Below are 20,795 nucleotides of genomic sequence, written 5' to 3'. Positions count from 1 at the left end.
GTACGGATTAAATGCCGGTTTCTAGCGTGATCACGCTAATATCTGGCATAAAAAGGGCAAAAAACCGCCGTTTTGAGGGCATGACATTGCTCTTTGGAATTATTTTTGGGAAGGACGAGTAATAAAAAAGCCGGGTAAAACCCGGCTTTTACTTGTCGCAGATACCGGGCATTGACGCCGGGGACCGCATACTTTAAACGATCAATCGAGCGTGGCAAATACCTTGCGAGCCGCTTCGATGGTCGCGTCAATCACCGCGTCATCGTGCTGGATCGAAACGAAGCCGGCTTCAAACGCAGCCGGTGCAAAATAAACGCCTTCATCGAGCATCTTATGGAAGAAGGTATTGAATTTCGCACGGTCACCCGCCATCATTTCCGCATAGTTATTAGGCGGGGTGGCGCTGAAATACAGGCCGAACATGCCGCCTTCGGCATCCGCGCAGAATGTCACGCCGGCTTCCCTGGCCGCTGCCGTTAAACCTTCCACCAGGCGTTTCGCCGATGCCGCCAGCTGCTCATAAAAACCTGGCTGCTGGATCAGTTTCAAGGTCGTCATGCCCGCCGCTACGGCCACGGGATTACCCGACAAGGTGCCGGCTTGATATACGGCGCCCAGTGGCGCCATTTTCGCCATCAAATCGGCGCGGCCGCCAAAGGCCGCCACCGGCAAACCGCCGCCAATGACTTTTCCCAGCGCGGTTAAATCGGCTTGGATGCCATACAATTCCTGCGCGCCTTTCAAGCCGACACGGAAACCACACATGACTTCATCGAAAATCAATACCGCGCCATATTGCGTGCACAAACGGCGCAGGGCTTGCAGGAATTCCGGCGTGGCTTTAATCAAATTCATATTGCCGGCAACGGGTTCCACAATCACGCAGGCAATTTCATTGCCCATATTCGCAAAGGCTTCTTCAATTTGCGCAATATTGTTGTAATCGAGGACCAGCGTATGTTTGACGAAGTCTTCCGGAACACCGGCCGACGTTGGATTACCAAACGTTAATAAGCCGCTGCCGGCTTTGACTAATAAGGAATCCGCATGGCCGTGATAGCAGCCTTCGAATTTCACGATTTTATCGCGGCCGGTGGCGCCACGCGCCAGGCGCAATGCGCTCATCGTCGCTTCGGTGCCGGAAGAAACCAGGCGCACTTGTTCAATCGATGGCACCAGGCGGCAGATTTCTTCCGCCATATCGATTTCAGCTTCGGTTGGCGCACCAAACGATAAACCGCGGGTGGCGGCTTCCTGTACGGCTTTCACGACTTCCGGATGGGCGTGGCCGACAATGGCCGGGCCCCACGAACCAATGTAATCAATATAGCGCTTGCCGTCGGCATCCCAGAAATATGGACCTTCGGCGCGCGTAATAAAACGCGGCGTGCCGCCCACCGAACGGAAAGCGCGCACCGGCGAATTCACGCCGCCCGGCGTGGTTTTCTGTGCGCGCGCAAACAGGGTATCGTTCCTGGATTCAGTCATAGTCAGTCTCTTGTGTTGTTTCTTTTGAAAAAATTATATGGTGTGCATGCGATAGGTGCGATTCGGCACCAGCTTGCCCATGCCATAGCGCTGGGCATGCGCCAGTGCGCCATCGGTGTAATCCTGGGCCAGCCGCACTGCCTGCGGAGTGTCGGCGCCTTGGGCGAGGAAGGCGGCGATCGCTGCCGACAGCGTGCCGCCGGCGCCGATGAACGGGCCGGGCAGGTGGCGCCAGCAATCATGGCGCACCACGCCCTCCGCACTATATAAAGTGTTGGCGCGGCCGCCGTCGCCTTCGCCGATGGTGCCGGTGACCAGCACGAATTCGCAGCCAAGGCGGATCAGGTGGCGGGCATCGGCTTCCACCGGGTCGGCCGCTTCCTCTTCCTCGGCGGCGATCTCGCCGCCGGGCGGTTGCGGGACGCGGCCGGCAGGGGCGGCGCGAGGGGCGGGGCGACCGTCCTCCGCCTCGTCGTCCGGTTCGCCATTGTCTTCGTCGCCGGCATCCTCGTCGTCCTCGTCCTCGGCGCCGTCATCACCTTCACGGTCGCCTTCCTGCCAGGTTTCCGCCAGCCGCGCCAGTTCATCGCGCGACAGCACCAGCACGGACGCCTGCGGCACCAGCAACTGGCGCACAATGGTCAGCATTTCCTCCACATCGTCGCCGATATCGGGCAGGCGCGAACCAAAGGGATCGAGCACCAGCGCGGCATCCGGATAGTCGGACACAATTTCCGCGATGGCCGATGCCTGTTCCAGGTCGTGCAGCGCGCCGATCTTGAACGCCGCCACGGCGGCATCTTCCAGCAAGACGCGGGCCTGGTCCGCCACCCAGTCCGGATCGACTTCCTGCATATCCTCCACGCCGGCGCTGTCGCCGATCAGCAACGCGGTGGTCACCGCCAGGCCATTGCAGCCGAGGGCTGAAAACACGGCCAGGTCGGCTGTCACACCGGTGGCGCCAACGGGGTCGATGGCGCCGAATGTCAGGAGCAGGGGAGAAGTTTGGTTTTGCACGGCGGGTAGATTAAGATACCTGATTCGGCATTTTACTTGATAGAAGGTGGGACAACGTGAGTAGCAATGAATCGACGCAGGCATTACAGACATGGATGTGCCTGATTTGCGGCTGGATCTACGATGAAGAAGCCGGTTTGCCGGAAGAAGGGATCGCGCCCGGTACGCGCTGGGCCGACGTGCCGATCAACTGGAGTTGCCCGGAGTGCGGCGCCCGCAAGGACGACTTCGAAATGGTGGCGATCTGACGTCATTGCGACGTCATTGCCTACGCCGGCATTGTTTGCGCAGCAACACTGCCGTGCCAAATCGTGGCGCCCTATGCTATCGTGTCGATACGTATACCGGTGAGCGAATATGACAATGACGCCGCAAGCGACAGGTTTGAAGATCATGGTGATCGACGACAGCAGCACCATTCGGCGGTCGGCCGAGATATTCCTGGGCCAGGCCGGCTACCAGGTGGTGCTGGCGGAAGATGGTTTTGATGCGCTGGCCAAGATCAACGACCATCACCCCGACCTGATTTTTTGCGACATCCTGATGCCGCGCCTGGACGGCTACCAGACCTGCGCACTGATCAAGAAGAGCGCCAAATTCCATACGACGCCGGTGCTGATGCTGTCTTCCAAGGACGGCCTGTTTGACCGCGCACGCGGCGCCATGGTCGGCTCTGCCGCCTATCTGACCAAACCATTTACCAAGGACAGCCTGCTGGCCGCCGTGCGTGAGCATACCGCGGGCCCGGCTGGCGCCTGATTGAACCTAGCGAGGGGAACATGGCCATACAACGCATCCTCATAGTCGACGACTCCCCGACCGAGCGTTACTACTTGACCGATATCCTGGTCAAAAACGGATTTACCGTCACCACGGCCGAAAACGGCGAACAGGCGCTCGAGCGCATCAAGACGGACAAGCCTGAACTGATCCTGATGGATGTCGTGATGCCCGGCGCAAACGGCTTCCAGGTCACCCGCTCGATAGCGCGCGACCCGGACTTGCAGGATGTGCCGGTGATTATCTGCTCCAGCAAGAACCAGGAAACCGACCGCATCTGGGGCATCCGCCAGGGCGCCAAGGATTACCTGGTCAAGCCGGTCGATGCGGCCGAGTTGCTGGCCAAGATAGCCGCGCTCGGCGGCTGACCGATGAGCAGCGCGCTCAGCGATTCCACTTCCGTGGCCGCGCCGGCCGAAGCAAAAGGCGCCGACCGGCGCAACCGGCTGCGCCGTTATCAGGCGCAACTGCTGGAGCGTATGCATGCCGCCCAAAGCGGCGCGCTGGCGTCCGGCCGCCAGCTGGGCATACAGCTGGGCGATCTGCGCTGCCTGCTCGACTTGACGCAAGTGTCGGAAATCGTGCCGCTGCAACCGGTCACGCCGGTGCCGCTGGCACATGACTGGTATCTGGGCCTGGCCAATATCCGTGGCAACCTGACGGGCGTGGTGGACCTGGCGCGCTATTGCGGTGAAGCCGCGGTGGCGCGGACCGGCGACTGCCGTATTGTCACGTTTGCGCCAGCACTGCGCTTGAATGGCGCGCTGCTGGCGTCGCGCGTGCTGGGCTTGCGCAACGTGGACGCGATGCAGGCGGATGCCGTTGATCCTGCCGTGTCGCCGTGGTGCGCGCAGTGCTACACCGACCAGGACGGACAGCGCTGGACGCGGCTGGACCTGGCGCTGCTGGTGCACGATGAACGCTTTTTGCAGGTCGGCCGATAGGCTTGCGCCGCCTGGCCGCGCTATGGCAAACATTGCAATCGAGGATAAGACGAGGACGTAATGGGATTGTTCACCAAGCTGTTGTCGCGTTCACCGCAGGCAGAAGCGCCGGCGCCGTCCGCTGCGCCGGATTCCGAGTTTGCCAGCTACGCTCCCTCCGCCGCCCCGGCGGCGCCAGCGCCAGCCACCACCGATGCCGCTGGACCGGACGAGGGCGCCGCGCCGCTGCGCTTGCGCGATGCGCTGCGCCGCCAGGGCAAGGGACCGGGCGCGGACGCCGGACCCGGCATCCGCCTGCCGCTGATCGGCGATTTGCCGGCGCAGCGCCAGCTCAGCATCCTGTCCACCGTGCTGGCGCTGGCCATGCTGCTCAGTGTCGCCGCCGTGGGTTTTAATATCCGCAGCAACAATATCCGTTCCGCGCAAACGCAAATCGCCAGTGATGCGCTGATGCATTCGCAGCGGATCGGCAAGGCCGCGCCCAACGCGGTGCAGGGCAATGAAGAAGCGTTCCGCCAGCTGGAGGAAAGCCGCAGGGAATTGAACCGCGATTTCAGCCTGATGATGGAGGGCGGCGAGTTCCAGGGCGCCAGCATTCCGCCGCCCTATGCGGAGCAGGGCAAGGCCGTGGCGGCCGCTCGCCGCAAATGGCAGGCATCGGACCAGGCGGCCGGCGCGATCCTGTCGCTGGCCGCCGAATTGCGCGGCATGGATAAAACCCTGAAGCAGCTGGACCGCCTGTCGCCGCAACTGTTGGCGATGGTGGAGGATTTGCAGGCGCAGCGCTTGCAGCGTGGCGCGGCGCCGCGCGAAGTGGCGGCGCTGGGCAAGCTGGCCATGCTGACGCAGCGCATGAGCCGCAGCGCCAGCGAATACATCACGGCCGGTGGCATTTCCTCGGAAACCGCGTTCCAGCTGGGGCGCGACACCACCGTCTTCCGCACCACGCTAGATGCGTTCCTCAATGGCAGCGAGCAGGTGCCGGCCATCCGCGACAGCGAATTGCGCGAGCGCGTCACGACATTGAAAAGCCAGTTCGAGGAATACCAGAAACTGGTGGCGTCGATCCTCGACCGCCTCGACAAGTTCAGCACGGCCAAGACCGCCGAACGCACCATCTTTGCCGGTAATGAAGAATTGCGCGGCCTGCTGGGTGGTTTGCTGGCGACATACCGCTCGCAGCAGGATGCGCTGAACGTGACGTTCTGGCTGATGGTGGCGGGCGGCATGCTGACCCTGATGACTGCCGCGGCGATTGGCCGCGTGCTGCTGCAGGATTCGCAAAACCGTACCCGCAGCGCGGAACGCCGGCGCCAGGAAGCGGAAGCCATGCAGATCCAGGCGCAGCGCAAGGAAGAAGAAGCGAAGGCCATGAACGACCAGAACCAGGCCGCGATTTTGCGCCTGATGAATGAATTGCAGGAAGTGGCGGACGGCGACCTGACGGTGCAGGCCACCGTCTCGGAAGACATCACGGGCGCGATTGCCGATTCGGTCAACTATACGGTGGAAGAGTTGCGCGGCCTGGTGGGACGCGTGACCACCACGGCCGAACAGGTGCGGCTGGCGTCGGCGCAGGCGCACGGCATTTCCAGCGACCTGCTGCTGGCGTCGCAGCAGCAATCGCGTGAAATCCAGGACGCCAGCGCCACCGTGGTGAAAATGGCCAATGAAATTACCGATGTGTCGCGCTCGGCCTCCGAGTCGGCCGACGTGGCGCGCCAGTCGGTGGCGGCGGCGGAGCAGGGCGCCACTGCGGTGGAAAATTCCATCAAGGGCATGCATGAAATCCGCGAACAAATCCAGGAAACGTCCAAGCGCATCAAGCGCCTGGGTGAATCGTCACAAGAGATTGGCGAAATCACGGAACTGATTTCCGACATTACCGAACAGACCAATGTGCTGGCGCTGAATGCGGCCATCCAGGCCGCGGCGGCGGGCGAAGCGGGGCGTGGTTTCTCGGTGGTGGCGGAAGAGGTGCAGCGACTGGCGGAACGCTCCGCCGAAGCGGCCAAGCAGATCGGCGCACTGGTGCGCACGATTCAGGCCGATACCCATGACGCGGTGGCGGCGATGGAAAAATCCACCCAGGGTGTGGTCGAAGGGGCGCGCCTGTCCGACGCGGCCGGCGCCGCGCTGTCCGATATTTCGAATGTGTCGAACCGGTTGGCGGAACTGATCCAGGGCATCTCGTACGCCACCGGCACCCAGGCCACGTCGGCCACCGGTGTGGCACAAAACATCCGCCACATTTTGTCCGTCACGCAGCAAACGCAAAACGGCACCCAGCAGACCGCGCAGTCGATTCACAAGCTGTCGGTGCTGGCGCAGGAACTGAAAAACTCGGTGTCGCGCTTCCGCATCACGGCATCCTGAACACATGGAACAAGCAATGACCAAGCTCGAAACTTCCAGCGCGCCGCAGTTCGATACCGGCCCCCTGTCGTGGGTGATGGCGGAAATCCGCGAAGCGCTGGGGCGCTCCCGTACCGCCCTGTTCGAGGCGGGCGGACGGGAACACGATGACCAGTCGACCGCGCTGCAGCATGCGCGCTCGCACCTGCACCAGGCGCACGGCGCGCTGCAAATTGTCGATGTCGATGGCGTGACCCTGATGACGCAGGTGGCAGAGGAAGCGCTGGATCGCTTCAAGTCCGGCGCGCTCAAGTGCAACGCGGACAATGCGCGCACGGTCGCCAACCTGTACCAGGCGGTGATCGAGTTCCTGGAAGAGTTGCTGGCTGGTGCGCCATTCCAGCCGGTGCGCCTGTTCCCGTATTACCGCGCGGTGCAGGAAATGCTGGGGGCCGAACGGATCCACCCGGCCGACCTGTTCTTCCCCGACCTGTCCGCGCTGGCGCGCATGCCGGCCGCCGCGCCGGCGGCCGCGCCCGATTACACGGCGTACCGCCAGCGCTTCGAGCGCGCGCTGCTGCCGTACATGAAAGCGACCGAACGCGATGGGCAAACCGCGCAGGCGGGCGCGCTGCGCGACGCGGTGGCGCAAGTGGCCGAGGCGCAAGGCGAACCGAAGGCGCGCACCTTCTGGCTGGCGCAGCAAGCGTTTGCTGAACTGGCTGCCGCCGGCCAGCTTGATCATGGCCGTTACGTCAAACAGCTGTTTGGCCTGATCAACCTGCAAATGCGCCGGATGGCGCAGGGGGAGGCGGCGCTGCCGGACACCATGCTGCGCGAAGCGCTGTTCTTCATTGCTGGGGCGGATCACGATCAGGTGTCGCCGCTGGCGCACCATTTGTGCAGCGTGTTCGGGGTTGAAGGCACGGTGCCGGCCGATGTGGAAGCAAAGCGCTATGGCCGCATCGATGCCGAAGCGCTGGCGCGTGCGAAGGAAGCCATGGCGGCAGCCAAGACCGCGTGGCAGCGCTTGCAGGACGCCGTGATCGACCCGCAGCTCGATGCGGCTTTCGGCCAGGCGCTGGCCGTGGTGGCGGTGGCTTGCGACAAGCTGGGCGCGGCCGCGCTGGCCACCCTGATGCGCCAGCTGGCGCAAGTGGCCAATGCGGCGGTGGCGGTCGGGCGCAGCGAAGCGCTGTCGCTGGAAATGACGACGGCGCTGCTGTTTGCCGAGCATGGACTGGAACATATCCGCCACCTGCCCGACACGTTCCCGGCGCACGCCGATACCATCGGCGCGCGCCTGCAGGCGCTGCTGGCCGGCGATGGCAATGGCGCCCCGTTGCCCGCGCAATGGCAGATCGGCCTTGCCCATCAATTGCAGCAGGACGACACGGTGGCGGCGCTGGCGGCGGAAATGAAGACCGGCCTGCGCCAGGTGGAAAAGGTGCTGGACGATTATTACGGCGACCCGTCGCTGCGGCCGGCCTTGCGCGGCTTGGACAGCGTGCTGCACCAGCTGCATGGCGCGCTGGCCATCCTGGACCAGGAAGACGCGGTATTCGCCACCGAGCATGTGCGCAAGGAAATCGCCCGGCTGGCTGTCGCACAGGGCGATCCGGCGCAGGAACCACGCCAGTTGGATGAGATCGCGCAAAATGTCGGCGCGCTGGGCTTCTTTGTCGACATGCTGGCGCAAAATCCCTCCGGCGCCAAGGAGCGCTATGCGTTTGATACGGCGCAGGGCGCCTTCCGCGCCGTACCGTTCAAGAAAATTGCCGCCAGCGCACCGGTGCCGGTGCTCGATGAGGAAGTCGCGTCGCCCACGTCGCCCCCGACCCCCGCGCCGCAAGTGGCGGCCGCGGTGCCGAGCGATGCCGCCATCGAAGAGGAATTGCTCGATATCTTCATCGCGGAAGCGCAGGAAGTGTTGGTGTTCGTCAACGTCACCCTGGCCAAGCCGCGTTCGGAGGCCGGATCGCTGGACCATTTGACGATGCTGCGCCGCTCGTTCCACACGCTCAAGGGCAGTGGCCGCATGGTGGGGCTGAACCAGTTCGCCGACGCGGCGGCGGCCATCGAACGCGCCATGAATACGTGGCTGGCCGAAGAGCGTTCCGCTACGGAAGCCCTGTTTGGCTTGCTGGAGCGCGCCGCGCGGGATTTGACGGCGTGGGTCGATGAGCTGGTCGCCGATGGCGTCTCGCCGCGCAATGCCGATGCGCTGGCGGCGGCGGCTGCGCGCGTGCAGGAGGGCGGGCCGTTTGCGATGGCGGACGCGGTGGACGCCGTGGCCGCGCAGGATGCGCCGGCGGCGCCTGGCGCGCCGGTAACGCATGAAGCGCATGAAGCGCCGGAAGCGCAAGAAGTGCAAGCAGCGCAGCCAGCGCAAGATGCGGGCGAAGCGGGCGATGCCGCGCCGCAGGCGGGAGGCGATGTCGCCGGTGGTACGGTGGAGAGCCTGGCCGACACGGTGGACGTGGCGGCCGGCCTCGCCGAAGACGCCATGGATGCGCCGCCGGAGGAGCAACAGGTGGAAGCCGGCGCGCAGATCGTGGACTTCACGCCGCCTGCCGTGGAGCGCGATGGCGGCGGCGAACACGAACACGAACATGAACACGGACATGAGCTGGGACAGGTGATTGCCTTCCCGCTGGCGGCGCCGCTTGCGCCTAGTGCGGACGTGATTGAGTTTCATCCCAATGTGGCGCCGCTGCTGCCGCCGGAAGACGACGACGTCAAGCATGTGGGAGCACTGACGATCCCGCTGCCGCTGTATAACATTTACCTGGCCGAGACCGATGAACTGGCGCGTGTGCTGGCGCGCGACTTCGGTGAATGGCGCCATGAAGCACGCCGCCCGGTCAGCGCTGAAGCGCTGCAGGCGGCCCATACCCTGGCCGGCACCTCGGCGACCGTGGGTTTCACGGCGCTGCGCGACCTGGCCCATGCCCTGGAAACCACGCTGGAAGGCTTGCATGCGCCGGCGCCGCAACTCGACCCGACCCAGCACGATTTGCTTGATTTTACGGTGGAACGCATCCACCAGATGCTGCTGGGCTTTGCCCAGGGGGACGTGGCGCCGGATCAGCCGGAACTGATCCAGGCCCTGCTGCGCATGCGCGATGAGCTGGCACGGCTGCAAGCACCGGACGGCGCGTTCGATGCGCATATGGCGGCGGTGTTTGCCGATGCGACGGCGGACGCTGCTGCTGATGCTACAGCCGCTGCCGGCGCCACCACCGGGGAAGCCACGGATGCCGGCATGGCTGGCGGCGGCGATGCCGCCCTGGCCAAGCAGCTCGACGCCCTGTTTGTGGCGGCCTACAACGATTTGTCCGGCAATCCGCCGCCCGAGTCGGACTTCATCAACCGCGAACCCGTGCTGACGCGGGCGCCGGAACCGAAGGCGGCGTCGCCCGTCAATGATGATATCGACGACTTGTTTGACTCCGCGTTCGACGATGCCTTTGCCGCGCCGCTGTCGCATGTTGCCGCGCCTGCTCCCGCGCCGGAAGCGCAGGAGGAATGGCTCGCGTCCGCGCCGGAGTTGCCGGCGCCAATGGCCGGTGACGGTGATCCGGAGCCGGTACTGCCGGGCGAGGTATTGCATGAAGAGGTAGTGCGGGATGGTACGCCACCGGCGCCGCAACTGGCTGCGGAATTCGCGTTGGCCGATGAGCCGGTCATTGAGCCGGCCATTGAGCCGCTAATCGAACCGCTAATCGAGCCACTAATCGAGCCGGCAATCGCGCCAGTGATCGAGCCGATGGATGGACTGGGCGATCTGACGGATGTGCCGGCCGAGGCACCCGAGGATGAACCGGCGTCTGCGGAGGCCGAACCTGTTGCATCCCTGCCCGCGCTGGACGAACAATTGCAGGCATTGGCGGAGCTGGAACCGGAGGTGCCGGAACTGGCGGTGCTGAGCGCCGGGCATGTGCCGGCGCCGGAATCAGCGTCGGAATTCACGCCGGAATTCGCGCCCCTGCCGGAGGTGCTGGCGGCCTTGCCGCACGACGTCTCGCCTGATGTGCAAGTGCTGTCGCTGCCGGACGCCCCGGCCGAACTGGCGGTGGCGCCGCCTGGCAGCTATACCGACGAAATCGATCCGGATTTGCTGCCAGTATTCCTGGAAGAAGGCGCCGACCTGTTGCCGCAAATTGGGCAGTCCTTGCGCGCCTGGCAGCGCAATCCCGCCGATTTCAGCCACGCCCACATGCTGCAGCGCGTGCTGCATACGGTCAAGGGCAGCGCGCGCATGGCCGGCGCCATGCGCCTGGGCCAGCATGCGCATGAAATTGAAACGCATATTGAAAACATGGTGCACGCCAACAGCGCGACGCCCCATGCGTTTGAAGAGCTGCTGACGCATTACGACCATGCGCTGGTGCTGTTCGAGCAGCTGCAACATCCGCAACCGGCGCCCGCCGCCGCAGTGGCGCAACCGGTGACGGCCGAAGCCGCGGCGCCGGCGCATGGGCCTGCGGCCGCACCGGCCAACGCGCCGGCTGCCGCCACCCAGGACGACGACGGCGCATCGCGCACGCAACTGGTGCGCGTGCGGGCCGATATCCTGGACCGCCTCGTCAACCAGGCCGGTGAAGTGTCGATCCTGCGCTCGCGGCTGGAAAATGAAGTGGATTCGCTGCGGACGTCGCTGAATGATTTCTCCGATAACCTGGCGCGCCTGCGCCGCCAGTTGCGCGAAGTGGAAATGCAGGCGGAGTCGCAGATCGCGTCGCGCATGTCGATTTCCAGCGACCGCGAATTTGACCCGCTGGAATTCGACCGTTTTACGCGCTTGCAGGAATTGACGCGCATGATGGCGGAAAGCGTCAACGACGTGGCGTCTTTCCATGAAAGCCTGTTACGCAGTGTCGATACCGCCAGCACCGATCTGACGCAGCAGGCGCGCATGACGCGTGAACTGCAGCGGGATTTGATGCGCGTGCGGATGGTGCCGTTTGCCAGTATTTCCGAGCGCCTGTTCCGGGTGGCGCGCCTGGCGGCCAAGGAAACCGACAAGCGCGTCAATCTCGATATCCGGGGCGGTGCGGTGGAAATCGACCGTGGTGTGCTGGAGCGGATGGCGGCGCCGTTTGAACATTTGCTGCGCAACGCCATTGTGCACGGGGTGGAGCCGCGCGCGGAGCGCCAGGCGGCCGGCAAGGATGAAACCGGGGAATTGCTGATCCAGGTGAGCCAGCAGGGCAATGAAGTGGTGCTGGCGTTTTCCGATGATGGCGCCGGGCTGGACCTGGAGCGGATCCGGGCCAAGGCGCGCAGCGTGGGCTTGCTGAACGACGGGGAAGCCATCACCGATACGGAAGCGGCCGGCCTGATTTTCGAACCGGGTTTCTCCACAGCGGAAACGCTGACGGAACAGGCCGGGCGCGGCGTCGGCATGGACGTGGTGCGTTCGGAGGCGCAATTGCTGGGCGGGCGTGTCGATACCGCCAGTGAGCGGGGCAAGGGCGCGTGTTTCACGATCCGTTTGCCACTGACCCTGGCTGTCACCCAGGTGGTGCTGGTGCGTGCCGGCGGCCGGCCATTTGCCATACCGTCGACGCTGGTGGAGCAGGTGTTGCAGATGAAGGACAGCGCGCTGGCGGATGCGCGTGGCAACGGACACGTGGCATTGCAGGATGTGCGTGCGCCGCTGCACTACCTGCCCACCATGCTGGGCGATGCGCAGGCGCAGCCGGCCGCGCAGCGGTCTTCGCCGGTGCTGTTGCTGAAAGCGGGTGATGAACGCCTGGCGCTGCAAGTGGATGAAGTGCTGGGTAACCGTGAAGTGGTGATTAAAAATATTGGACCGCAACTGGCGCGCATGGCTGGCATTGCGGGCGCCACGGTGCTGGGTTCCGGTGAAATCGTGCTGATCCTCAATCCGCTGGCGCTGGCGCGCCACCTGGCTGAGCACCCCGAATTGCGCGTTGAAGCGGCAGCGGGCGGCTTGCAGGTGGCCGCTGCCACGGGGCGCATCATCATGGTGGTGGACGACTCGCTGACCGTGCGTAAAGTCACGCAGCGCTTGCTGGAACGGGAAGGCTATCAGGTGGTGCTGGCCAAGGATGGTATCGATGCGCTGGAACAGTTGCGCGACGGATTGCCGGACATGATGCTGGTCGATATTGAAATGCCCCGCATGGATGGCTTTGATTTGACCCGCAACGTCCGCGCCGATGAACGTACACGGGAAATCCCGATCATCATGATCACGTCGCGCAGTGCCGACAAGCACCGCAACTATGCGATGCAGCTGGGCGTGAATGCGTATTTCGGCAAGCCGTTCCAGGAACCGGTGTTGCTGGGGGCGATAGAAAGTTTATTGGCCCAGCAGGCCGCATGAAGCACCGTTGGCGGTGCATGCATGGCGGCTTTCGCCTCCGGCGAAAACCGCCCTACGGATGTTGAGTCTTCACGACGGCATAGCGCTGCAGCGTGCGCTTGCGCGCCTCGTCATGCATCACCAGCGGCTGCGGATAATTGTGGCCCAAGGTGACTCCTTTGGCTTCGAGCACCATGCGCGGCGTCTGCCACGGCGCATGGATTTCGCGGGGATCGAGCGCCGCCAGTTGCGGCAGGTAGCGCTTGATGAATTTGCCTTCCGGGTCGAATTTCTCCGACTGGGTCACAGGGTTGAAAATGCGGAAGTAGGGCTGCGCATCGCAGCCGGACGATGAAGCCCACTGCCAGCCACCATTGTTGGCCGCGAGGTCGAAGTCATTCAGGTGCCGGGCAAAATACGCTTCACCGCGCCGCCAGTCGATCCCCAGGTCCTTGATGAGAAAGCACGCCGTCACCATGCGCAGGCGGTTGTGCATATAGCCGGTGCGGTTCAGTTGCGCCATCGCCGCGTCCACCAGCGGATAGCCGGTGCGGCCTTCGCACCAGGCCGCAAACAGGTCATCGGCCAGCGGCCCGCTCTCCCATGCGATCGCGTCATAAGCGGGCTTGAACGCGGCGTGCACCACGTGTGGATGGTGGAACAGGATCATCATGTAAAACTCGCGCCAGATCAGCTCCGACAGCCACACGGCGCCGCCTTCGCCAGCCTGGCCGCGCGCCGACAGTTCCGCAACCGTGCGCACCAGGTGGCGCACCGATACGGTGCCGAAGCGCAGGTGCAGCGACAAATACGACGGCCCCTTGATGGCCGGATAATCGCGCGCCACGCCATATTCGGCAATGCGCTCCAGGAAGTCCTCGAACAGTTGCGCGCCGCCCCGCATGCCGGCCGGGATCGCCAGTTGCGCCAGGTTGGTGGGCTCAAACCCCAGCTGTTCCAGTGTCGGCGGCGATGACGGTGAACCGCCGGGCAGCGGCGCCAGCTTGTGCGCGTACGGCTCGACCGGCCATGGCGCCACGCTGGCCGGATCCGCCTGCAGGCGTTTCAGCCACGCATTCTTGTAGGGCGTGAACACGGAAAACGGCGTGCCGGACTGTGACAGCACCTCGCTTTTTTCAAAGACCACCTGGTCCTTGAAGGTGGACAGGGAGCGGCCAGCGGCCGCCAGCGCGGTTGCCACGGCGTCATCACGAGCCATGGCTTGCGGTTCGTAATCATGGTTGGCGAACACCGCGTCCACCCGCAGTTCGGCCGCCAGCCGGGGAATCGCCTCGCGGGCGGCCCCGTGGCGCACGATCAGTCCGCCGCCCATGTGTTGTAATTCCGCCGCCAGTTCCGCTATGCAGGCATGAATGAATTCCACGCGGCGGTCCGCGCGCGGCAAGGTGTCGAGGATTTCCTTGTCATAAATGAAAACGCAAAACACGGTTTCGCACTGGCGCAGCGCATGGTGCAGGGCGGCGTGGTCAAAGCTGCGCAAATCGCGGCGGAACCAGACCAGCGCACTGCTGGACGGGGCATGAAAGCGGGGATTATCAGGGGGCGGCGTGGCAGGCATTACGTGGCTATAGCGGCAATTCCGGCAATTCATAGTAAACTGTCAGCTAATCATGCCACGCTGAACGTGTGGCTGCTCCGACAAGCCGTGAGATATTACCTTAAAGTCCATCAATTCAAATTCCCCTGAACTGCAGAGAGAGCACGCGTATGAAGAAAACTAAAGCCGGCCATCCTCTGCCCACGCCAGGCTTGCTGCAAGACCCCGCTGATCCGCTGGCGCCTGCCGCCGCGCCGGGACCTGCGCTAAACCTGGCCAACCATTTCCTGATTGCCATGCCATCGATGCAAGATCAGGTCTTCGGCGGCACCGTCGTCTATGTGTGCGAACACAATGACAACGGTGTGCTGGGCGTGGTCATCAACAAGCCCACCGACATGACGATGGAAACGCTGTTTGAACGGGTCGACCTGGAACTGTCGTCGGATGTGCCGCGCAGCGTGGTCGATGAACCCATCATGTTTGGCGGCCCGGTGCAGGACGACCGTGGCTTCGTGCTGCACACGCCGGGCGCGCGCTATTCCTCGTCGCTGACGGTGACCGAAGAAGTGGCGTTCACCACCTCGATCGACGTGCTGGAAGCGGTTGCCCGTGGCACCGGGCCATCGCGCATGCTGGTGTCGATTGGTTACGCGGGCTGGAGCCCGGGCCAGCTGGAAGATGAAATCAGTCGCAATGGCTGGCTGACGGTCGGCGCCGATACCCGCATCCTGTTCGACGTGCCGGTGGAAGAACGGTATATGGCCGCCATGAAGCTGCTGGGCTTCGACCCGCTGATGCTGGCCTCCGAAGCCGGGCACGCGTGAGTGGTCCGGCTGTGACGATCGACACCATCCTGGGCTTTGACTTTGGCCTCAAGCGGATTGGCGTTGCCATGGGCAACACGCTGATCCGCCAGGCGGCGCCGCTGGCGGTCATTTCCGCGCAAGCCAATGATGTGCGTTTCGCTGAAATTGCCGCACTGATTGAAAAATGGGGCCCGACCCGCTTCGTGGTGGGCTTGCCCAGCCATCCTGACGGCACACCGCATGAGATGACGGCGCGCTGCCGCAAGTTCGCCAACCAGCTGCATGGCCGCTTCAATTTGCCGGTGGAACTGGTGGACGAGCGCTATTCGTCGGCCGTGATTCACGCCAAACGGGGCGAGATCATCGATGACAAGGCGGCCGCCATCATCCTGCAACAGTATTTTGAAACCATCTGATATCCACCGAGATTCGACCATGTCCAATCCAATGAAACCATCCGGCCTGGATGCGGAAGCGCTGTACGCGAATTTGCTGCAGCAAGTCCGGACCGGCCTCACCGGCGCGCACGATGCGTGCATCGTCGGCATCCACTCCGGCGGCGCCTGGCTGGCCGAGCGCCTGGCCCATGACCTTGGCATGACGGACCGCTGCGGCGTGCTCGACGTGTCGTTCTACCGCGACGATTACGCGAAGAAGGGCTTGCCCGCCGAAGTCAAACCGACCCACATCACGTTTGATGTGGCCGGCGCCACCGTGCTGCTGGTCGACGATGTGCTGTATACCGGCCGCACCACGCGCGCGGCCATCAACGAGCTGTTCGACTACGGCCGCCCGGCGCGCATCATGCTGGCCGCGCTGGTGGACCGGGGCGGGCGCCAGTTGCCGGTCGCGGCGGATTTCGTGGCGGCCACCGTGCAGGTGGACCAATGCGAAGCGCTGCGCCTGCAGCGCGGCGACGCCGGACAATTCACGCTCACCATTGAAGAAAACCATGCTTAATCCGCAACTGAACAAAAACGGCGAACTGCAGCACTTGCTGTCCATCGAAGGGCTGCCGAAATCGATCGTCAACCATATCCTGGACACCGCGTCGTCCTTTGTCGGCGTGTCGGACCGCGAAGTCAAAAAAGTGCCGCTGATGCGCGGCAAGAGCGTGTTCAACCTGTTCTTCGAGAACTCGACCCGCACCCGCACGACCTTCGAGATTGCCTCGAAGCGCCTGTCGGCCGACGTCATCAACCTGAACATGCAGGCTTCGTCGACCAGCAAGGGCGAATCGCTGCTCGACACCATCGACAACCTGTCGGCCATGCATGCCGACATGTTCGTGGTGCGCCATGCGCAATCGGGCGCACCGTACATGATCGCCAAGCACTTGATCGACACGAAGCAAAACCATGTGCACGTGGTGAACGCGGGCGATGGCCGCCACGCACACCCGACCCAGGGCTTGCTGGACATGTACACCATCCGCCACTACAAGAAGGATTTCACCAACCTGACGGTGGCGATTGTCGGCGACATCTTGCACAGCCGCGTGGCCCGTTCCGACATCCACGCGCTGACCACCCTGGGCGTACCGGAAGTGCGCGCGATCGGCCCGCACACCCTGCTGCCGGGCGGCCTGGAGCAAATGGGCGTGCGCACCTTCACCAACATGAATGAAGGCTTGAAGGGCGTGGACGTGATCATCATGCTGCGCTTGCAAAATGAACGCATGAACGGCGCGCTGCTGCCGTCCGTGCAGGAATACTTCAAGAGCTATGGCCTGACGCCGGAACGCCTGGCGCTGGCCAAGCCGGATGCGATCGTCATGCACCCGGGGCCGATGAACCGCGGCGTGGAAATTGATTCGGCAGTGGCCGACGGTCCGCAGGCGGTGATCTTGCCGCAGGTGACGTTCGGTATCGCGGTCCGCATGGCGGTGATGAGTATTCTGGCTGGGAATCAAGGTTAAGGCATGAGCTTACACATTAAAAACGGCCGCGTGATCGACCCGGCCAACGGCATCGACGCCGTACAGGACTTGTTTATCGTGGACGGTAAAGTCGCCGCCCTCGGCGCGGCGCCGGCCGGCTTTGCGGCGGCGCGCACCATCGACGCGGCCGGCCTGGTGGTGGCGCCCGGCCTGGTGGACTTGTCCGCCCGTTTGCGCGAGCCAGGCTATGAATACAAGGCGACCCTGGATTCGGAAATGCAGGCGGCAATGCAGGGCGGCGTGACGTCGCTGGTTTGTCCGCCCGATACCGATCCGGTGCTCGATGAACCGGGCCTGGTGGAAATGCTGAAGCACCGCGCCAAACGCCTGAACCAGGCGCACGTGCACCCGCTCGGCGCGCTGACCATGGGCCTGAAGGGCAAGGCGCTGACGGAAATGGCGGAGCTCACCGAGTCGGGTTGCGTCGGTTTTTCGCAGGCGGAAATGCCGATTGAAGACACCAATGTGCTGCTGCGCGCGCTGCAATACGCCAAAACCTTCGGCTACACCGTGTGGCTGCGCCCGCAAGACTTTTACATCGGCCGTGGCGGTGTCGCGCACAGCGGTCCGCTGGCATCGCGCCTGGGTTTGTCCGGCGTGCCGGTGATGGCGGAAACCATTGCGCTGCATACGATCTTTGAACTGATCCGCTCGACCGGCGCCCGCGTGCACCTGTGCCGGATTTCGTCGGCCGCCGCCCTGGACCTGATCCGTGCCGCCAAGGCGGAAGGTTTGCCGGTCACGTGCGACGTCGGCGTGCACCACGTCCACCTGACCGACGCCGACATCGGTTTCTTTGACCCGAATGCGCGCGTGACGCCGCCATTCCGCAGCCAGCGCGACCGCGACGCGATCCGCGCCGCCGTGCTCGATGGCACGGTCGATGCCGTGTGCTCGGACCACACGCCGGTCGACGACGATGAAAAACTGTTGCCGTTCGCGGAAGCGTCGCCCGGCGCCACCGGCCTGGAGTTGCTGCTGTCGCTGACCTTGAAATGGGCCGAGGATTACGCGGCCACCCAGCCTGGCAAGGGCGATGCGCTGGCGCTGGCGCTGTCGCGCATCAGCCATGACGCGGCGCGTGTGGCCGGCCTGGATGCGGGCCGGCTGACGATCGGCAGCCCGGCCGACATCTGCATCTTCGACCCCAGCGCGCGCTGGACCGTGGAAGGCGCGGCGCTGGCCTCGCAGGGCAAGCATACGCCATTCCTCGGCTACGAACTGGCTGGCCAGGTCCAGGCCACCATCGTGGCTGGCCATGTGGCGTTTGAGCGCAACCCACGCAATGCGGGCAACCTGAGTTAAGAGGCACCATGTTGTATCTGCGTCTGGCGCGCCTGGTCGTGCATATGTTGTATGGCATGCTGGTGTGCGCCGTCATCTTTCCGTGGATCGGCGCGGAGGCGCGCAATGGCCATATCCGGCGCTGGTCGCGCCAGTTGCTGAGGATCTGCAATGTGACCGTTGACATGGCGCCGGGCAGCAGCGAGCCGCTGGTCCATGCGATGATCGTCGCCAACCATGTGTCGTGGCTGGATATCTTTGTCATCGATGCGCTGTACCCTTGCCGCTTCGTGGCCAAGGCGGAGATCCGTTCCTGGCCGCTGGCCGGCTGGCTGGTCGACAAGGCCGGCACCGTGTTCATTGCGCGTGGCAACCGCCGCGACCTGCGTCATATCTTCAAGGGCCTGGTGCACAGCCTGCAGGCCGGTGAGCGCGTGGCCTTCTTCCCGGAAGGGACCACGGCGCCGCAAGGGACCTTGCTGCCATTCCACGCCAACCTGTTTGAAGCGGCCATCGATGCGGCAGTGATGGTGCAGCCATTTGCGCTCAGCTATGTGAACGATGCCGGGCAGTTGCATCCGTCGGTCGAATTCATCGGCGACATGACGTTTGCGCAAAGCGTGGTGGCGATCCTGGGCGGCAAACCGGTGCGGGCGCGCCTGCACTGCCTGCCCGCGATGCCCGCCGCAGGGGCGCACCGCCGGGAACTGGCACAGGCCGCGCATGATGCGGTGGCCGGCGCGCTGGGCGTGCGCAACGCGGCCGCGGCCTGAGACGTTACGAAGCTTTCTTGCCCGAATGCTCGCGGTATTCGGGACATTGCTGCTGGATCAGCGAGCGGTCGTCCAGGCACACGGCGGACAGGTAGCCGCCCCACACGCATCCCGTATCGAGCGCAATCAGGTTGGGCCGCAGCAGCAGGCCCAGCGCCGACCAGTGGCCGAACACCACGGTCACGTCTTCCGTGCCGCGTCCCGGCACGTCAAACCACGGCATTAGCCCGGAATCCGGATCCGCCTGGGCGGACTCCTTCATCTTGAAATCCATGATGCCGTCTTGCGTGCAAAAGCGCAGCCGCGTCAGGGCATTGACCACGCAGCGCAAGCGCGCCATGTCGGCCAGTCCGGCATCCCAGCGGTCCGGCTGGTTGCCATACATTTGCGCCAGGAAACCGACCCAGCCGGGGCCGCGCAGCACGGTTTCGACTTCGGCCGCCAGTGCCATGACTTGCGCCGCGTCCCATTGCGGCAGCACGCCGCCATGTATCAGTAAATGGCCGTTGCGCAAGATTGCCATCGGGCGCGTGCGCAGCCAGTCCAGCAGCGCGGCGCCATCCGGCGCATCCAGGATATGGCTGAGCGTATCGGACGGGTGGGCCGGGCGGATGCCGTTGGCCACGGCCAGCAAATGCAAATCGTGGTTGCCCAGTACCGTGTCGATACGGCCGCCGCTGTCACGGGACAGCGCATGTACATAGCGCAAGGTGGCCAGCGAATCGGGACCGCGGTTGATCAAATCACCGGTAAACAAGATCGACGGCGCAGTCGATTCCTGCGCCAAAATGCGTTCGACCAGCGCCACGGTCTGGTCGTGGCAGCCTTGCAGGTCGCCAATGACATACGTTTTCTGCGTCATAGTGAGTATTTAAAGGTTTTTCTCGCGCTATTTTCCCCGATTTGCCGTGGCCATCACATAGAATAATAAGCATGACAACATGCTACACAGGGTGCTAAATGATATTTGTGACTGGCGGGGCCGGCTTTATCGGCTCGAATTTCGTGCTCGACTGGCTGGCGCAATCGGACGAATCAGTTTTAAATTACGACAAACTGACGTATGCGGGTAATCTGAACAATCTGAAATCACTGCAGGGCGACGCCCGTCACATCTTCGTGCGCGGCGATATCTGCGATCAGGCCGGTGTGCTGGCGCTGTTGCAGCAACACAAGCCGCGCGCCATCGTGCACTTTGCCGCGGAAAGCCATGTGGACCGTTCCATTCTCGGCCCCGGCGAATTCATCCAGACCAATATCAACGGCACGTTCAGCCTGCTGGAAGCGGCGCGCGCCTACTGGAGCGCGCTGCCCGAGGCGGAAAAAGCCGCCTTTCGCTTCCTGCACGTGTCCACCGATGAAGTGTATGGCACGCTGGGGCCGGAAGATGCACCGTTTTCCGAAACCACGCCGTATGCGCCGAACAGCCCGTATTCGGCCTCGAAAGCCGCCTCGGACCACCTGGTGCGCTCGTATCACCACACCTATGGCTTGCCGACCCTGACGACGAATTG

General features: G+C 63.8%; 17 protein-coding genes. 13 read left to right on the top strand and 4 right to left on the bottom strand.

Features of this window, described 5'->3' with window-relative positions; genetic code table 11:
• Positions 1-201 precede the first annotated feature (201 nt).
• Both hemL and thiD read right to left on the bottom strand, forming a co-directional pair.
• Entirely contained in the window at positions 202-1,488 is a 1,287-nt protein-coding gene (gene hemL, locus AC1RRC_RS13610) for a glutamate-1-semialdehyde 2,1-aminomutase (RefSeq protein WP_493056018.1), read from the bottom strand.
• A 33-nt stretch (positions 1,489-1,521) separates the two neighbouring features.
• Complete coding sequence (gene thiD, locus AC1RRC_RS13605; RefSeq protein WP_493056017.1) at positions 1,522-2,505, bottom strand: bifunctional hydroxymethylpyrimidine kinase/phosphomethylpyrimidine kinase; 984 nt, start codon at positions 2,503-2,505, stop codon at positions 1,522-1,524.
• A gap of 95 nt (positions 2,506-2,600) precedes the next feature.
• Between thiD and AC1RRC_RS13600 the strand changes: the two genes are divergently transcribed.
• From AC1RRC_RS13600 to AC1RRC_RS13575, 6 genes are all read left to right on the top strand, one after another.
• Entirely contained in the window at positions 2,601-2,753 is a 153-nt protein-coding gene (locus AC1RRC_RS13600) for a rubredoxin (RefSeq protein WP_154378443.1), read from the top strand.
• 109 nt (positions 2,754-2,862) lie between these two features.
• The gene (locus AC1RRC_RS13595; protein ID WP_493056016.1) at positions 2,863-3,264 is read left to right on the top strand and encodes a response regulator; all 402 of its coding nucleotides are present in this window, start codon (positions 2,863-2,865) and stop codon (positions 3,262-3,264) included.
• Between the two features lie 20 nt (positions 3,265-3,284).
• Positions 3,285-3,653, top strand: a complete 369-nt coding sequence (locus AC1RRC_RS13590; protein WP_493056015.1) for a response regulator — start codon at positions 3,285-3,287, stop codon at positions 3,651-3,653.
• A gap of 3 nt (positions 3,654-3,656) precedes the next feature.
• Positions 3,657-4,229, top strand: a complete 573-nt coding sequence (locus AC1RRC_RS13585; protein ID WP_493056014.1) for a chemotaxis protein CheW — start codon at positions 3,657-3,659, stop codon at positions 4,227-4,229.
• 60 nt (positions 4,230-4,289) lie between these two features.
• Positions 4,290-6,605: a methyl-accepting chemotaxis protein gene (locus AC1RRC_RS13580; protein WP_493056013.1), complete on the top strand. Its 2,316-nt coding sequence runs from the start codon at positions 4,290-4,292 to the stop codon at positions 6,603-6,605.
• A 16-nt stretch (positions 6,606-6,621) separates the two neighbouring features.
• Positions 6,622-12,939, top strand: a complete 6,318-nt coding sequence (locus AC1RRC_RS13575) for a hybrid sensor histidine kinase/response regulator (protein WP_493056012.1) — start codon at positions 6,622-6,624, stop codon at positions 12,937-12,939.
• A gap of 52 nt (positions 12,940-12,991) precedes the next feature.
• Here AC1RRC_RS13575 and AC1RRC_RS13570 read toward each other — a convergent pair whose 3' ends face one another.
• The gene (locus AC1RRC_RS13570; RefSeq protein ID WP_493056011.1) at positions 12,992-14,497 is read right to left on the bottom strand and encodes a cryptochrome/photolyase family protein; all 1,506 of its coding nucleotides are present in this window, start codon (positions 14,495-14,497) and stop codon (positions 12,992-12,994) included.
• A 149-nt stretch (positions 14,498-14,646) separates the two neighbouring features.
• Between AC1RRC_RS13570 and AC1RRC_RS13565 the strand changes: the two genes are divergently transcribed.
• Genes AC1RRC_RS13565 through AC1RRC_RS13540 form a run of 6 tightly spaced genes read left to right on the top strand, consistent with a single transcriptional unit; the run spans position 14,647 to position 19,281 of the window.
• Positions 14,647-15,303, top strand: coding sequence for a YqgE/AlgH family protein (locus AC1RRC_RS13565; protein WP_493056010.1), 657 nt, complete (start codon positions 14,647-14,649; stop codon positions 15,301-15,303).
• A 17-nt stretch (positions 15,304-15,320) separates the two neighbouring features.
• The gene (ruvX, locus tag AC1RRC_RS13560; RefSeq protein WP_493056504.1) at positions 15,321-15,701 is read left to right on the top strand and encodes a Holliday junction resolvase RuvX; all 381 of its coding nucleotides are present in this window, start codon (positions 15,321-15,323) and stop codon (positions 15,699-15,701) included.
• Between the two features lie 19 nt (positions 15,702-15,720).
• Positions 15,721-16,245, top strand: coding sequence for a bifunctional pyr operon transcriptional regulator/uracil phosphoribosyltransferase PyrR (gene pyrR, locus AC1RRC_RS13555; protein WP_493056009.1), 525 nt, complete (start codon positions 15,721-15,723; stop codon positions 16,243-16,245).
• Positions 16,238-17,203, top strand: coding sequence for an aspartate carbamoyltransferase catalytic subunit (locus AC1RRC_RS13550; protein WP_493056008.1), 966 nt, complete (start codon positions 16,238-16,240; stop codon positions 17,201-17,203). The genes pyrR and AC1RRC_RS13550 overlap by 8 nt, the downstream gene beginning before the upstream one ends.
• Positions 17,204-17,206: 3 nt before the next feature.
• Positions 17,207-18,529, top strand: coding sequence for a dihydroorotase (locus AC1RRC_RS13545; RefSeq protein ID WP_493056007.1), 1,323 nt, complete (start codon positions 17,207-17,209; stop codon positions 18,527-18,529).
• Between the two features lie 8 nt (positions 18,530-18,537).
• Entirely contained in the window at positions 18,538-19,281 is a 744-nt protein-coding gene (locus AC1RRC_RS13540; protein ID WP_493056006.1) for a lysophospholipid acyltransferase family protein, read from the top strand.
• A gap of 4 nt (positions 19,282-19,285) precedes the next feature.
• Here the strand turns inward: AC1RRC_RS13540 and AC1RRC_RS13535 are convergent, their stop codons facing one another.
• A complete protein-coding gene (locus tag AC1RRC_RS13535; protein WP_493056005.1) occupies positions 19,286-20,143 on the bottom strand; it encodes a symmetrical bis(5'-nucleosyl)-tetraphosphatase in 858 nt (285 codons plus the stop codon).
• Between the two features lie 98 nt (positions 20,144-20,241).
• On the opposite strand from AC1RRC_RS13535, the gene AC1RRC_RS13530 reads away from it, so the two are divergent.
• A partial coding sequence (locus tag AC1RRC_RS13530; protein ID WP_493056004.1) for a dTDP-glucose 4,6-dehydratase occupies positions 20,242-20,795 on the top strand: 554 nt, incomplete at its 3' end.

Source organism: Pseudoduganella sp. GW821-FHT12E03 (assembly GCF_058807115.1).
This window is presented reverse-complemented; position numbering and strand designations above follow the sequence as displayed.

Excerpts from the sequence above, each read along its gene's own strand:
- hemL (WP_493056018.1), bottom strand. The coding sequence starts at position 1,488 with ATGACTGAATCCAGGAACGATACCCTGTTTGCGCGCGCACAGAAAACC.
- AC1RRC_RS13600 (WP_154378443.1), top strand. The coding sequence starts at position 2,601 with ATGTGCCTGATTTGCGGCTGGATCTACGATGAAGAAGCCGGTTTGCCG.
- AC1RRC_RS13595 (WP_493056016.1), top strand. The coding sequence starts at position 2,863 with ATGACAATGACGCCGCAAGCGACAGGTTTGAAGATCATGGTGATCGAC.
- AC1RRC_RS13590 (WP_493056015.1), top strand. The coding sequence starts at position 3,285 with ATGGCCATACAACGCATCCTCATAGTCGACGACTCCCCGACCGAGCGT.
- AC1RRC_RS13585 (WP_493056014.1), top strand. The coding sequence starts at position 3,657 with ATGAGCAGCGCGCTCAGCGATTCCACTTCCGTGGCCGCGCCGGCCGAA.
- AC1RRC_RS13580 (WP_493056013.1), top strand. The coding sequence starts at position 4,290 with ATGGGATTGTTCACCAAGCTGTTGTCGCGTTCACCGCAGGCAGAAGCG.
- AC1RRC_RS13575 (WP_493056012.1), top strand. The coding sequence starts at position 6,622 with ATGACCAAGCTCGAAACTTCCAGCGCGCCGCAGTTCGATACCGGCCCC.
- AC1RRC_RS13570 (WP_493056011.1), bottom strand. The coding sequence starts at position 14,497 with ATGCCTGCCACGCCGCCCCCTGATAATCCCCGCTTTCATGCCCCGTCC.
- AC1RRC_RS13565 (WP_493056010.1), top strand. The coding sequence starts at position 14,647 with ATGAAGAAAACTAAAGCCGGCCATCCTCTGCCCACGCCAGGCTTGCTG.
- pyrR (WP_493056009.1), top strand. The coding sequence starts at position 15,721 with ATGTCCAATCCAATGAAACCATCCGGCCTGGATGCGGAAGCGCTGTAC.
- AC1RRC_RS13550 (WP_493056008.1), top strand. The coding sequence starts at position 16,238 with ATGCTTAATCCGCAACTGAACAAAAACGGCGAACTGCAGCACTTGCTG.
- AC1RRC_RS13545 (WP_493056007.1), top strand. The coding sequence starts at position 17,207 with ATGAGCTTACACATTAAAAACGGCCGCGTGATCGACCCGGCCAACGGC.
- AC1RRC_RS13540 (WP_493056006.1), top strand. The coding sequence starts at position 18,538 with ATGTTGTATCTGCGTCTGGCGCGCCTGGTCGTGCATATGTTGTATGGC.
- AC1RRC_RS13535 (WP_493056005.1), bottom strand. The coding sequence starts at position 20,143 with ATGACGCAGAAAACGTATGTCATTGGCGACCTGCAAGGCTGCCACGAC.